This window comes from Aggregatimonas sangjinii, from assembly GCF_005943945.1.
Classification (GTDB): Bacteria; Bacteroidota; Bacteroidia; order Flavobacteriales; family Flavobacteriaceae; genus Pelagihabitans; species Pelagihabitans sangjinii.
In genome coordinates this window covers 4,688,065-4,703,638 of sequence record NZ_CP040710.1, presented here as the reverse complement: position 1 = coordinate 4,703,638, position 15,574 = coordinate 4,688,065, and the positions used below count along the sequence as shown (strand labels likewise).

The window sequence follows — 15,574 nt, the reverse complement described above, 5'->3', positions numbered from 1 at the left end:
TTTACCTTTTTATATTTCCAAGTTCCAATTGACTCCTAACCAAATTATAATATATCCCTTTTGTACTTAACAATGCTTCATGAGAGCCTATTTCTATAATTTCACCCTCATCAATTACCACTATTTTATTGGCATTCTTAACTGTGCTTAATCGGTGAGCAATAACAACTACCGTTCTATTTTTAAAAAATGAATTAAGATTTTCCATAATAATACGTTCATTCTTAGAATCCAGTGCGGAGGTAGCCTCATCGAAAAATAAAATTTTAGGATTCTTGTAAATCGCTCTCGCTATTAACAAACGTTGTTTTTGTCCAGTGCTTATTCCTATTCCTTCATTACCAATTTTGGTGTTAAATCCAAGAGGCAGATTTTGGATGAAATCATAAATATTGGCAACTTTAGATGCTTTAATTAACTTTTGATAATCAATCACACTTTGCCCAACAGCGATATTATAACCTATTGTATCATTAAAAATATATCCCTCTTGCATGACCACTCCGCATTCATCCCTCCAAGTTCTATGTGAAATAGAAGCTAAGTCATTTTCACCATAAGTAATTGTTCCATTATCAGGTTGGTAAAATTTCAGTAAAAGTTTCATTAAAGTAGTTTTTCCGCTACCACTTGCGCCTACAATGGCGGTTATCTTTTTCGGCGGTATGACCAAATCAATCCCTTTTAATACCTTTTCATCACTACCTAAGTATCTAAAATCTACTTTACTTAATTGTAATTCTTGGTTCTCTTTTACAACTGAAACAAATTGTTTTTCTTTACTTTCTTCATCATCTTTGTCGTGAATTTCTGCCAAACGTTCCATACTGATTTTAGCGTCTTGATAAGCACGGATAAAGCCTACCATTTGAGTGATAGGGCCGTTTAATTGGCCAATAATATATTGTATAGAGAGCATCATTCCCAACGTTATGCTTCCTTCAATAACTAAAATCGCCGAAGTAAATGTTATCCCAATATTTTTGAGTTCGTTTATAAAAGAAGATCCTGTTCCTTGGGTCTGTTCCAAAGACAGACTTTTTATTGAGACTTTAAACAGACGTGCTTGATTAAATTCCCATTTCCATCTTTTTTGCTTTTCTGCATTATTCATTTTAATCTCTTGCATCCCATTGATAAGTTCAATGACGGTGCTTTGCTCTTCACTAAGCTCAGAAAAACGTTTGTAATCCAATTCTTTTCTACGTTTTAAAAAATAAAGTATCCATATAACATATAGGAAACTACCAAATATAAAAATCAAAAAAATTGTAGGACTGTAATAGAATAAAACAGCACCAAAAACAACTAAGTTGACGAATGAAAACAACGTGTTTAAAGTAGAACCCGTGAGCAGCTGTTCAATCCTATTATGGTCATTGATACGTTGCATTATATCTCCTGTCATACGAGTATCGAAGAATGCAATCGGGAGGTTCATTAATTTTATGAAAAAATCAGAAACCAAAGAAATATTGATACGCGTGCTAAGATGTAATAAAATCCAACTCCTAAAGATTTCAATACTAGCTTTTCCAATGTAAAGCATCACTTGTGCAATAAGAACAATGTATATGAAGCTAACATCTTGATTTTGAATACCCACATCTACTATACTTTGTGTCAAAAATGGGAAAATAAGCTGTAAAACGCTACCTGCTAAAAGACCAATACAGAGTTGTATTAATAAACTTTTGTACTTAAAGAAATATTGATAAATGAACCCAATTGAACTTCGATTTGTTTCTTCCCAATCCTGCTTTTTGAATTTTAGGGTAGTCTCCAATAAAAGAGCGATTCCTTCTTGAGACGTGTCATCAGCATTATTTCCAATCCAATGACCAATAAATTCATTTATAGAATAATCAATCAATCCGTACGCCGGATCAGAAACAAAAACCCTGCTATTCTTTATTTTATATACTACAGCAAAATGGTTTTTATTCCAATGCACAATAAAAGGCAATGGAGCTGCTTTGAGTTTATTATATCCCAACTTAACGCCTATAGTCTTAAAGCCCAATGCCTCAGCTGCATCACTTAATTTAAGTAGATTACTACCTTCCCTTGTAGTCTCAGATAACCGTCTAATTTTTTCTAATGATATTAACTTACCATAATGCTTAGAAACTATTCGTAAACATGTGGGGCCACAGTCTTTGGAGTCAGGCTGCCTATAGAAAGGAAAGGTTTTCTTCAATTAATAAATTTTAATGGAGTAATATGTTTTTAAAATCTATATTTCGCATTCAATATAAAATATCGCGGCACGATTCTGAAGCTAGATTTACTACTCTGAAACTCGGATATATAAACATTTGAAAATTCTTGAATATTTGATAAATTACTGCCAATCAATTGGTAAGACCATTTACTTTTAATTGGATTAAAATTTATTTCTGCATTTGTAAATAAAAAATTATTATTATTTATCGAGTAAAAATCATTTCTTATTTCTATAACCCACTTATCCGATAATTCCAAAATTGGATTTAATGAGGCTTCTATGTAATCGTTTGAAGTTTTCTGATTATCAAACTCTCCTGTTGAATAATTAAATTGTAGGTGAAATTTAAAGTTTAAAGGAATGTTTAAATAGGTCGTCCCTTGTAATCTATAATTAGAATTATAATTTTTTACAATTCCCAGACTATTGTTAACGTCTACAAAGTTAGTGCTCCAGGATTGAAAGATGTTTAATCTGAACGACAGTGGCAAACTTTTCAAATAACTGTTGATACCTAAATTTGAATTGAACATATCGCCACCTTCTAGAATTTTATATGTATTGAAACTTGAGGTCTTATCGACAATACTTTCAAAACCATAGTTGACATTTGAAAAACTGTAAGAGAAAAAAGAATTTATTAAAAATAATTTCTCAAAACTTTTATAAGTATACCTTAAGTTTAGACTTTGATTTTTAGTCGGGATAATATCACTCAACCCTTTAGTAAAAGTTCTATAGTTTTTCAGAATAAAATTTTCATTCAGATACTGAATAGGAGGTTGGTTATTTGTAATCCTATAATTTAGACCAAAAGAACCTATTTCATCTTTCTTATAGGCCAAACCGATTTGAGGGTTAAAAAAAAATAATTGACTCTTGTCATCATTTAGAGTAAGGTAATTTTGAGCAATATTAACAGATGATTTTAATTTCAATTTTTGCGAAAAGTAGTATGTATAACTGCCGCTAACGCTTAAAGTTGCTGTTCTAAAGTTAGTATTGTTTGATAGGGAATCTACAGGTAATTGATTGTCTAGTATAAATGAAGATTTGATTTCATCATTTTCAAGACCCCCGGAGAGTTCAAAACCTAATTCTGACCTTTTGTATTTGGAAATGATTTCTGCTGATAGCCCTGTGTATCTAAGTGGTGAATTTGTGTTTTGTTTTATACGTGTTAGGCGTGGCGGATTTCCCCCCAATTGTTCGTTAAAAACGTTTGGCTGTACAGTATAATTTTGTGTTGTATGATTTACACCATAATATGCATATACAGATAGTAACTTGTTTTCCTTTAGTGATTTAGTAATATTCAAGTGGTTGAAGAAATTATATTTTTCATCATCTTGAACTTGAAAAATCATATTATTATTGGTTAATACATTTCCGTTGGTTATTGTCGGATTATTTTCAAAAGAAAAGTCATACTTGAAATAAGTATTATCTTTACTAAAATGTTTTATTTCTAGTTCCGTCGCTAAAAAGATGTCTTTAGTAGTAATCTTCTTTTCCTCTGAAAATTCTACTGTCTCAGGAGTAGCAAAGTACTGGACTATGTTTGTATTTTGCTTACTGATTTTATCTAAGACATAATAGTTTAAGCTTCTTAATTTAGTCCTTTCGGAAAGATTGGTAACTAAGGCAAGAGAATTCAAAAATGAATTGTTAAATACATCTTCATTATCGGAAAAGTTTGGGTCTACTACATTATTAATATCTACTATTGTGTTACTTTCCTTTTCAAATTTTTTTTCGGCTTCCGAGTCTAAAATATTTAGTCCACCACTATTTTTTACTTGAGAAACTGCTAAATTTCTAGTGTTATTAAAATTTGTCAGATTAAAAAACTTAATCTTCTTCTTTAATAACCCTACATTGATTGAACCGCTGTATCGTTCATCACTTCCAACGCCAATACTTGCATTTCCGAACCATACATTTTTCTTGTCCTCATTTAGGGTTAAGTTTATCGCTACTTTATCCGATTCTTGAAAACTTTTTAAAACAGGATTGTCTTCAAAATTACTTAAAATTTGAACCTCCGATATATTCTTTGCATCCAAATTTTTGGAAAGCAATTTATACTTTTCATCAAAAAGATCATCTCCCTCAATCAACAATTTGTCGATTGATTTACCATTGACTTTTATATTTCCATCCTTTAGGACTTCAATACCAGGAAGATTTTTCAACAAGTCTTCAACTACTTGTTCGGACCCGTTCATATATGTATCTGCCCTAAAAGTAACGGTATCTCCGCTAACCTTCATTTTTTCCCAAGCTTCTAAAACAACTTCATTCAGTTCTTCAACCTTTTCTTCTAATATAAAATCCTGAACTATTTCTTTTACTTCTTGAGAACTAATTATCTTTGTAACACTTTTATAGCCCAAGCTATTTACTACTAGTTTTAAGGTGTCATTTTTCTTCAAGCTTTTTGATTTTATCTTGTAGTACCCTAAATCATTAGAATATACGTATCCATCAATCAAACCATCTACATAAATAACAATACTAGCATTAATAATAGCTGCTTTGTCCGTATTATATATCTGCCCCTTTATCGCTATATTTTGAGCGTGGCCTGCATAGCTGATTAATATTAGTAATAGTGTATATTTTTTAATCAAAAACTTCAATAAATAGGTTTTTCATAGGCATTTTTTTCTTTGACTTTGTGGGTGCCGAAGATTGTTCTGAAAACATTCTTCCGCTAATAATGGCCTTTTCATATCTCTTTATCATTTCTGATTTAAATTTTTCTGATGAAATCCAATCTTTTCCTTCACTTTCGGGTTCGGGTATAAATATGTCAATATCCTGACTTGTAGGATATTCAATTGATTTGAAATAAAAAAAGATTTCTTTATGTGTATCATAAGCTTCTAAAATTAAACCAGGTAGACCATGCAGTTTCCATGGTCCATAGGGTAAGGGAATGTCTGTGCTAAACCAAGCTGTATAATCTCTTCCTCTGAAATTTGTAGTTGCTTTCGAACATTGAAAATCCCCAATTTTCTTAGTATCATCATGTATTTCCCATTTCATTTTTGGGATTGAATCTTTAACGTAAAAATAGCCAATATCTCTATTCTTAAATAAGTCGGTATCCCTATCCATATGATAAGCAAGACCAATTTCGGTTGTTTTTTTTCCAACTATAAACGCCTGTTTCTCGTTTTTTCTAATACTTTTCATTTCGTTTACATGGCCTCCTTCCAAGTCATCTTTATTGTATGTATAGGTTGCTAAAAAAGCGTTAAAAACAAGTTGCGCATTATAGTCAATTCCGATAGGAGTTCCCATACCCAAACTTTTTTTATGACCGTAATTAACAATGCCCTTAAATTCTTGTTGTGAATAACTGTTAATTTGACCTGCAATCAGAATAATCCATATTATGATTTTCATTACTTATGGTTTTAAAAAATAGTTTCTATTGGACCGTTAAGTCCAATAGAAAGCTATTCAGATTAGCAATTAAAACATAAATTGCACTAACCGCAAAAGTCTTCTGCCATTTCTACAAACGCATCATAATGTTCATTACAGATGGTATACGAACCACCAGAAGTTCCATCAGCGCATGCAAATCCCACTTCCGAACTGCCACTAGAACAAACTGCACCGCCAAAAACAGTTTTCATTTGACTTCTTTGAAGCACTTCATTCGCCTCAAAATTTAGACTTGACAAACTTTTCATAATTAAAAAATTAAAATTTATAACTGCCCTGGCCATTTACGGACATCCAAGGTTTATGTCCATTCTTCGCGAAAGAATTTTGTTTTAGATACTTACCTCTATATCATAACTTTTTATTTTAAAAGCACGCTTAGATCTCCCACACTATATTCATTGGATAATTTATATCCATTTATAAAAATAGTGGGGGTATGAATAATTTGCTCCGCTTCGCACCAATCTTTCATTTTCCGGACTTTATCATTTTGCTGTAATAGTTCCCCATTAATCTTGTATTTTTTTGCAAATGCATTATAATCTTTCCTTTTAGCCGAATACCAATCATCTAACGCTCGGCTAATATTTTTAGGATCAGTTTCATTTATCGCCAATAAATGGCTCACCGGTTTGTACTTTTTATCATTTTGGTCTGCTTTGGCAGTAAATAGAATTTGTAAATCTATAATTCCATTATCATGTAATTTTTCTAATATTGGATGCGCGTTGGCACAAGGACTGCAGTAGGGGTTACATATTTTCAATACTTTGTATTTGGGATTTGCGTTTTTCATATAAATTCCTAAGCCATCAGGATTTGTGCTTAATTTCTTAGAATCATAAAGGAGGTTTTCAAAGACTTTCTTGTTAGTTCTAAATTTCTTCAAATTTCGCCTTAGCATGTTTGTTTCTCTCCCTTTTTCAAAAACTGTCTTAAGTAGAATCCATGTCAATATTGGTGTCAAAAAGAAAAGAATAAATATTAAAATATCATGGATGTTGATGTTATTTATTTCAATTCCAGTTAGATAGACAAGAACATTTTCGAAAAACAAAACCGTCAAAAGTATCATGCAAAATTTACACCATTCCCGAATCACTAAAAATTGCATATATATTGAATAAGCAATAACAGGCAAGGCGCTAATTGTGAGAATACATAAAATATTTAGTGAGCTATTGGAAAAATTTTTTAATAGCAATAATACAATAGAAGAAAAAAAATATCCAAATGCTATTACGCTCACACTAATAGTACCGTTGAAAAGAAAGGCATGTTTAGAGCCCAATACCCTTTCACAGTTCATCTTTTTGTTTGACGAACAAAAACTTTGGAGAGCAGGGTTATATTTATCCACTTCATACCATAATAATAAAATCGTGGTAATTAGACCGGTAACTTTTAAAATAAGATAACCTAAATTGGAAACTAAGAACTTGTCCATATTCCAAGATTGCGACATGCTTAAAATTGACAAGGTAACTAGTACTGTAGTTATGCTAGATGATAAAACTGTAATACTTTTTTTTCTGGCTAACTTTTTCTCAATATCTGGTTCTTTAGAATTTTTAGTTTTCTCAACGAGAAGACAGATACCTGTCCATTTTTTTTGGAAATCCATCTTAGAGGATTTGGTAATCAAATTGGATTCTTTAATTAGGACTACCTCATTTAAGTTAATTTTGGTTAAAATATATAAAAGAGTAGTGCCTTGATCAACTACTTGAACAAAGCACGGGAGAGGAATTTCTTGTAATTTTTCTTCACCTATTCTAACTGCAAGGGTGTTTATCCTGTACTTTCCTAATGTATCAGATATAGATAAGAGACTTGGATAATTCGGATGAGAAAAAAGGGTATCCTTCAAATAAGAATTTGTTTTTTCAATCTTTAACAACCTCAAAATTATTCGCATAGAATCTAAAAGGTTGCTCATAGCTGAAAACTTTAATTCAGGATTGTTATAAATTTTAAATAATATTCCACAGTTATTAAAGGAATAATACAATGAAATTTTGTAATCTATACAATTAAGAACCTGTAGTTAATTCTTACATCATAAATATATACTTCTTTATTTAAATATTATTTATTTTAACAATTTATTAGAACCAATAAGCTGCTTTATGGAATCATAGAGTTATTTTCTGCATTTATCTAGATGGTCTCAAGTGCGATATTTTTTATATTATGCATCACATGATACCGAGACTTTGCGAGCGAATGCGCAGTTCCAGCATGTCCCTAGGAAAGGTACTCTGAAACACCAAGGCAGCGAGTCGTCAGCAAATTATGCAGCTTAACTTCAGGCTTGATATGGGCTTGAAGGTAGATTGAACAACGTTAAATCAATCCCCTAAAAAGTAGCGCGTCGACAGACAGTTTTTGGGTTTCCAATCCGCTCTCATGCAACCAATTTATATAGGTCTGCACTTTATCCTTGTCAAAGTGTCCCCAATTCGCGGCATTCCCATAAAACGACGAAGTAAACCGTTGGCTTTCCAACAAATCGATATTGCTATCCTGTTCGGAAACAAACGATGTGATGCAGGCAACAGCAGCTTCCGGATGCTTTTGAGCAAAGAGAAATCCTTTTTTTGTGGCCTCGAGGAACTTTTTGTACGTCTCTTTATTCTTCCTTACCATAGTTTCAGACGCCAACAAAATGGGGGAATATCCGTATGGTATACCGTAATCGGCCATTTTGAATAATTTCAATTCAATTCCCTCATTTTTCGCCTGTACCCCTTCCCAGTTCGTAAAAATCCATGTAGCATCGTATTTTTTATGGACTATGGTTTCCCATATTCCCAATTTCTTTGGGTAGACGATTTCAAAATTCCCGTTTCCGCCATCATTTCGAATCATTTGCCGAACGATTTCGTCTTCATATCGGGCTTGATAGGAAGCGTACGTTTTGCCATCCAAATCCTTTGGGGATTGTATTCCTCCCTCATCCAAAGTCGCAATTGCACTGATATCTTCCCTAAAAAGGGTTGCCAAAGCAATTGCATCAAAGGGACTGGCTTTGGTGCGGTAACTTACGACACTTTCGAAAGGGCACAGCGCCATATCTGCCTGGCCCAATTCTACTTTTTTCGCAGGGGTACTGCTGTAATCATCGGTATCCGGAGTCATGATTTCTACCTTTATCCCCAAATTTTCGTAATAGCCTTTGTCCTTGGCAACGAAAAAGCCAGTATGGTTGGTGTTTGCCGTCCAATCCAATGCGATTTTTAAATTTTCCATCAGCGTATGCTTAGAATTTTAAGGTGGCCCCTAGTAAAAAGTTCGTGCCCGCTTGCGGATAGAAGCCTGCCCCTTCAACGGTAGTAATCGTTCCGGGAGTACTAAAATCATCATCGAACGTAAAGAAGTAGCCATCTGAAACAATGTCTTCATTGAAAACGTTATTGACCATTCCAGACAGGGTAATGCTTTCAATAAAGGCATCGATTTCCCAAATGTATTGTACATTAAAGTCAAGATGCGAATAGGCCTCTAAAACCGAGGTTTCGGAGTCGATGTTCCCCATATATTGTTTGCCGACGTATTTCGAAAGGAATGAAATTTGGAGTACGTCGACAGGGCTATAGGTAAACCAATTGCCGATGACCAAACCTGGGGAATAGGCAATGTTCGTATTCCCTAAATTCTGCAACACGCCATCGCGTTGAAACCGAAAATCTTGATTCTTATTGGTGCTTATCGCCACATTGGGCCGCCAGTTAAATTTTTCGTTGAACCTTATATTCGCATCTATTTCAAGTCCCATACGGTAACTATCGCCCACGTTGGCCCGCAACGGCGCTCCTACATCGTTCAACTCTCCCGTAAGTACCAACTGGTCTTTATAGCCCATATAATACCCATTTGCATTTAAGGTAATCCACGGGGCAACGTAACGCCAGCCGAGTTCCACATCGTTCAGGCGTTCAGGTTTGGGGCTTCCGTTTTCATAATCGTTACGGTTCGGTTCGCGATTGGCCACAGCAAAACTTAGGTAGAGGCTGCTGTTCTTTCTCAAATCGTAGGTGATTCCCGCTTTGGGATTGAAAAAATTAAAGGTATCATCCACCAGACCCGTTTCCTCACCGTTGGCCCGATATCCTACGGTACGGTATTGTAAATCGCCATATAGGCTTAATTTATCGCTCAATTCATAATTGGCCTTGGCATAGAGGTTCAAATCCGTCTTATCGGAGGTATCGTCGTAATACCGGTCACGAATGTTGCTGTCGCTAGCAAATCGTGCCCAGATAACCTCCCCGAAATGATCGCCTACGTACTTATTGTATCCCCCTCCTAAAATCAAATCCAACTTTTCAGTGATATAGTTCGCTGAAAAGACCGCCCCATAAAAATCATTGTCAAGCCATCTGCGTCGAATGACATCGGTGGTGTTCACTTCCTCCCCGTTTACAGTAAGTGGAGCAAAGCCATAGGTTTCGAAATCATCATCCTCCCGGAATTGTTCGAAATAGCCGCGCCCATGTGTATAATGCAGGGCGATATTACTGCTCCAATTGGTATTCCAACGCTCGTTCCATAAGAGCTGGGCATGGTCTTGTTTATAGTTATCCACTTCGTTATCATAAAATTGGGTCTCCCCGTTTTCATCGGTGTACTGCCCTGCTGGATTAAAGGTCCTATCACTTTCCAAAGTAGCCCGGTCAATACCGAACCAGGATTGATAGGTAATCTCGTGCCCTCCAAAGAGCAACGCCTTGATCACCGTATTGTCATCTTTATACGCTCCTTGGAGAAAATAGGAATCCAGTTCGGAGGATGCCCTGTCGACATAGCCATCGGAAGTAATACGCGACAATCTTCCGGAGACCTCAACATGGTCGTTTAACAGCCCGGTACTGAACTTGATATTATTCCTTAAGGTATTGAAACTGCCTGCGGAAGAGGAAATCTGAGCAAAGGCATCTTCCGAAATACCATCGGTTAAAATATTGAGACTGGCACCAAAGGCACCCGCACCATTCGTAGAGGTGCCTACCCCACGTTGCAATTGTAAACTTTCGGTAGAAGAGGCAAAATCGGGCATATTCACCCAAAATGTACCTTGAGACTCGGCATCGTTATAGGGGATACCGTTGATGGTCACGTTTACCCGAGTGGCATCACTACCCCGAACCCGTATGCCCGTGTACCCTATTCCGGCACCCGCGTTGGAAGTTGTTACCACCGAGGGTAAAAAATTCATCAGAATCGGTATGTCCTGCCCTAGGTTTCTCGGTTTAATCTGTTCTTTGGTCAGGTTGGAAAAGGTGACGGGAGTTTCTTTAGTCACTCTAATGGCGGAGACGAAAACCTCGTCGAGCACCACTTTTTTCCCTTCTAGGGAATCCGTTGATTGTTGTTGGGCCCGGGAGGCCAATGTTAGCCCAAGTAGGGCCAGCGTAGTAACAGTAGTTTTAACACGACATTTTTTACTGTTTCTCAATAGTCGCGTTGCACCGCTTTTTTGACATGCGGCTTTTAAGGAAAATGTTGAACAGAGCAGTTTCATTCGTAAAATGGTTCTACGAATAAAAGGGGCTATTATTCTAAGTTAAAATTGATTTTTGTCCTGAAAAAGACGTTTTCCAAATTCAGGCTAGCCCACACGTCGGCTAGCCCCTCGCTAAAAATGTCTATTGGACATTTCATTAACGCTCGGTCCCTTAGCAGCATTACCTGCCCAGGTTCATTGGGTATAATCTCAGCCGCACCCTGAACTTGATTCAGGGTATGCCTGTTTCAAGTTAGGAGCAAAGCACCCCTTTGAGATGGTGTAAAGGTAAGGTGGACACCTCATTTATCCATAGCAAATCAAATAAATATTAACGTATTCTTATAGTCAATATGTGAATTATATACGTATCTATTCTAACCGTCTGGATTGGAACACTATATGAAAAACGATTCTAAGAAGCGATTTACCGTAAAAATAATGGTCAGCTACCTGCTTCTAGTAGCTTTGGCCCTGACTTCGGGCTACTTCATTTATTCGGAGGTCAAAGGTTTCCTGTATTATGGTGCGGCCGAAGATACCGATCGAAAACTGCTCAAGACCGGGGCATTGGTTACCCAACTTTATCAAGCGGAAAGCCTTTCGAAGCTGGCCCAACAAAGTGGTACCCAGAAAAATTTCGACGCCTATTCCTCAAAAATAGATACGCTAGTATTAAGCGTAGACACGCTAAAACTTCTGTCTACGTCCGAAAGTCAGGTTGATTTGTTGGATAGCGTTCAGGTGCTGCTAAAGCAAAAAATAGCAAATAGCAATGAGCTTCGAAAACTACGCGCGAAAAATAAAAACGATGCGAACAATTCTATAGACAAGGCATTAAACGATTTTCAAAAGTTGGAAGACTCTTTCGGAAAATTGACCATTTATACTTTTGAACCTCATCCCGAACGCCTTTCACCCTATAAAAGAAAGGTGCTGGAAGATTGGGTGGCCTACCTCAATGAGAACATTCCCGAACAAAATGCCACGATTTCCGATACCGAGAAAATAGACTCCGTTTTGAATGCATCAAAAACCATTCTCGCTCAGGCAAAAAAGAACGATGCCAAGACGCAGCGGTTCATTTCCGAAAAAGAAAAATTGATAAACAAAAGCGATTTGGAGCTTTCGTCCCAGCTACAAACGATTATCGCCGCCATTGAAAAGGAAATGATCTTGAATAGCTATGCGCAGAATCAGGAGCGCAAGTTGGTATTGCGTCGAAGTATACGTTTGGCCGCAGGAGCGGCCTTATTGGGATTTTTAGTCGTGGCGGTATTCACCTTTTTGATCAATCGGGACTTTTGGCGTATTCAGACATATCGGGAACGGCTGGAAAAGGAAAAGAAATTCTCCGAATCCCTTTTAAAAAGTCGGGAGCAGTTGATTTCTACGGTAAGCCATGACTTGCGTACCCCCCTAAATACGATTACGGGCTATACCGAGTTAATGGAGGGAACCTCGCTAAGCCATAAACAGAAACAGTATCTTAAAAATGTAAGAAGTTCTTCCGAATACGTTGGTAATCTGGTTAACGACCTTCTTGATTTTTCTAAATTGGAATCGGGCAAGGTGCATATCGAAAACGTACCATTCGTCTTGGCCAACCTCGTACAGGAAACCGCTGAGGGCATTCAATCGCTTTACGACAACAAAAACGTAAACCTCTTTCTAGACATAGATAAGATCCTGCAAACCCCAGTGCTTGGAGACCCCGTTAGAATTCGCCAAGTACTGACCAACTTAATCGGCAATGCCTTTAAGTTTACGGAAACAGGAACTATACACATTAAGGCTACAGCAGATCAAAAAGCGACGGCCGTAGCGGCCCGAATAGATGTAATAGATACCGGAATTGGCATTCCCAAAGAAAAACAACGTTTGATTTTCAACGAATTCACACAAGCGGACAATACCACGGAAAAGAAATTTGGCGGATACGGACTTGGCCTTACCATTTCCAAAAAACTGTCTAAATTACTTGGTGGAAAGCTTAGGGTAAAGAGTGAAGTGGGCAAAGGCAGTACCTTTAGCCTACATCTCCCCCTTCAAATTTCGAAGGGTATCGATACGGCCCAAAAAGAAGGCCAATATATGGCAAGAAAACTGCGCATGTTGATCATTGATGATGATACGGCGCTCCTACGTATGCTCAAAGAACTCATGGCCTCTATGGGTATTACGGCCCATATTTTTCCTAATTTTTTGCAAGTTGAAAAAGATACTTTTCTGGATTACGATCTCGTACTGACCGATATACAAATGCCACAGATAACGGGCTTTCAGGTACTGGAGAGGCTGAAATCGGGCGCTTACAAGCATTACACGAACCAGCCGATCATTGCCATGACAGGACGTCGCGACCTCGAGATGGAAGCCTATACCTCTTTAGGCTTTGCACAAGTTCTGCAAAAGCCATTTTCAAAAAAAGAGCTCATCGCCATGTTCAAACTATTGGGTTTAGGGAGCGAGATACCATCGGAAGAAAAAGAAGAAGTTCACACGCCGGAATTAGTAAGCAATAAACCGTATGATCTTGATTTGATTCATTCCTTCCTTGGCACGAACGAAGACGTTGTCAATGATGTGCTGTATACCTTTGTCTCCGACACAAAACGGAACATGATCGCCTTGAAAACTGCGGTACAGGTCTTGGATTATGCCGAAATAAATCAAATTACCCATCGGATGCTACCCATGTTCCGCCAACTGAAAGTGGCATGCGTACCCGAACTGGAACGTATGGAAATCGCTAATGCCACTACCATGAACGCGGAAGAAGTGAAAAATGCCCTTAAAAAAATAGAAGTATCGGTATTTGATCTGCTCGCTGCTCTGGAAGAACGGTTCGCTACAAGTCCAACTTATAATGGTTGATTCGATTATAAAGGGTTTTTCGGGTAACCTGTAGCAGTTTAGCAGCTTCCGATTTGTTGTAATTGGTTCGTTTCAATGCCTTGATGATACGGTCTTTCTCGAATTCAGACTTTGAAAATTCCGTCTTTATCGTATTCCTTTCGGCGGGATTGGCTATTTCTTGCGGTAATGCCTCAATTTGCACTTCCTCTCCCGTACTGAGCAAGACCGATCGCTTGATTACATTTTGAAGCTCCCTTAGATTCCCCGGCCAATGGTAGATTTTGAAGGCATTCTGAACTTCCTTTGAAAAACCGTTCACCTTTTTGTTCAGTTCAGTATTGGCTTTCTCCAAAAAGTGCGTTGCGAACATCATTAAATCTTCGAAGCGGTCCTGTAAAGAAGGAAGTTGAATTGAAAACTCGTTCAAACGATGAAATAAATCTTCCCTGAAGGCACCTTTTGACACTGATTCGCTTAAATCTTCATTGGTCGCCGTAATGATTCGCACATCAACGGTAACTTCTTTGTTGCTTCCAACTTTTTTGATCTTGCGTTCTTGCAGCGCTCTTAACAATTGGATTTGATTTTCATAGGAGAGATTTCCGACCTCGTCCAAAAAAAGCGTTCCGCCGTCGGCTGCCTCAAAATTGCCTATTTTATCTTCGATCGCACCTGTAAAACTACCTTTTATATGCCCGAAAAATTCACTTGATGCAAGTTCTTTCGGAATGGCTCCACAGTCTACCGCGATAAAATTATTTTCCCTCCTGCTACTTAGATCGTGAATGGCCTTAGCGGTGACTTCCTTACCTGTGCCGCTCTCACCGGTAATCAATACCGACATATCGGTAGGGGCGACAAGCTCGATATGCTCCTGCAATTTTAATGAGGCACTGCTTATCCCCTGTATACTATTTGAATCATTTTTTCGAATAGGTGCCTTTTTTGGTTCGGATGTTTTGGGCAGTGATATTTGCGATACATTGTTTCCATTTTCCGCTTTCAAGGCGTTTTCCACTAATGCTACGATATCGGTCGGAGTAAAAGGTTTTGAAATATAATCATAAGCTCCATTTTTCATGGCCTTAACCGCCGCGCTGACCTCTGCGTAACCGGTCATCAAAATAACCTGTGTTTCGGGATTGCTTTCCTTGATATCCGAAAGCAACTGAAGGCCGTCGTAGTCGGGCAATCGCACATCTGTAAGTACTACATCGAACGCTGTTTCGGAAAGTTTGGTTTTGGCGTCCGGTGCACTAAAGCTTGCTTGTACTTGATAGTTATGTTTGGTCAGGAACTTTTGCAACATTTTACAGAATGCGGCATCGTCCTCAATAATCAAGATGTTTGGCATATTGTGTTTGTTCTGTTATTTATCTACGTAACAAATACAGAAATTGGCTATCATCTTGTGAAAATAATAACAAAATAAGAAGGGGGAGAAAAATAGTATAACATTTGTTGCACGCTGCGGATAGAACCGAAGTAATCCCAAATGGGATGGAATCGAACGATATTCT

General features: G+C 37.3%; 9 protein-coding genes. 1 reads left to right on the top strand and 8 read right to left on the bottom strand.

The window, feature by feature from the left end; all coding sequences use genetic code 11:
* Window position 1 precedes the first annotated feature (1 nt).
* The 7 genes from FGM00_RS19580 to FGM00_RS19550 form a co-directional block, all read right to left on the bottom strand.
* Window positions 2-2,200: a peptidase domain-containing ABC transporter gene (locus FGM00_RS19580; protein WP_138854546.1), complete on the bottom strand. Its 2,199-nt coding sequence runs from the start codon at window positions 2,198-2,200 to the stop codon at window positions 2-4.
* Between the two features lie 29 nt (window positions 2,201-2,229).
* Complete coding sequence (locus FGM00_RS19575) at window positions 2,230-4,869, bottom strand: carboxypeptidase-like regulatory domain-containing protein (RefSeq protein ID WP_138854545.1); 2,640 nt, start codon at window positions 4,867-4,869, stop codon at window positions 2,230-2,232.
* On the bottom strand, window positions 4,853-5,641 hold the full coding sequence (locus FGM00_RS19570) for a GLPGLI family protein (RefSeq protein ID WP_138854544.1): 789 nt from the start codon (window positions 5,639-5,641) through the stop codon (window positions 4,853-4,855). The genes FGM00_RS19575 and FGM00_RS19570 overlap by 17 nt, the downstream gene beginning before the upstream one ends.
* A gap of 86 nt (window positions 5,642-5,727) precedes the next feature.
* Window positions 5,728-5,934 (bottom strand): TIGR04149 family rSAM-modified RiPP, encoded by a 207-nt coding sequence (locus FGM00_RS19565; RefSeq protein ID WP_175416280.1) that lies wholly within the window; start codon window positions 5,932-5,934, stop codon window positions 5,728-5,730.
* A 113-nt stretch (window positions 5,935-6,047) separates the two neighbouring features.
* Window positions 6,048-7,628 carry a vitamin K epoxide reductase family protein gene (locus tag FGM00_RS19560; RefSeq protein WP_138854542.1) on the bottom strand — a complete coding sequence of 527 codons (1,581 nt, stop codon included), beginning with the start codon at window positions 7,626-7,628 and terminating at the stop codon, window positions 6,048-6,050.
* A 407-nt stretch (window positions 7,629-8,035) separates the two neighbouring features.
* Entirely contained in the window at window positions 8,036-8,941 is a 906-nt protein-coding gene (locus FGM00_RS19555; protein ID WP_138854541.1) for an ABC transporter substrate-binding protein, read from the bottom strand.
* A 10-nt stretch (window positions 8,942-8,951) separates the two neighbouring features.
* Complete coding sequence (locus FGM00_RS19550) at window positions 8,952-11,213, bottom strand: TonB-dependent receptor (RefSeq protein ID WP_138854540.1); 2,262 nt, start codon at window positions 11,211-11,213, stop codon at window positions 8,952-8,954.
* Between the two features lie 372 nt (window positions 11,214-11,585).
* Between FGM00_RS19550 and FGM00_RS19545 the strand changes: the two genes are divergently transcribed.
* Window positions 11,586-14,072 carry an ATP-binding protein gene (locus tag FGM00_RS19545; protein ID WP_138854539.1) on the top strand — a complete coding sequence of 829 codons (2,487 nt, stop codon included), beginning with the start codon at window positions 11,586-11,588 and terminating at the stop codon, window positions 14,070-14,072.
* Here FGM00_RS19545 and FGM00_RS19540 read toward each other — a convergent pair.
* Complete coding sequence (locus tag FGM00_RS19540; protein WP_138854538.1) at window positions 14,047-15,408, bottom strand: sigma-54-dependent transcriptional regulator; 1,362 nt, start codon at window positions 15,406-15,408, stop codon at window positions 14,047-14,049. The genes FGM00_RS19545 and FGM00_RS19540 overlap by 26 nt on opposite strands.
* Window positions 15,409-15,574 lie beyond the last annotated feature (166 nt).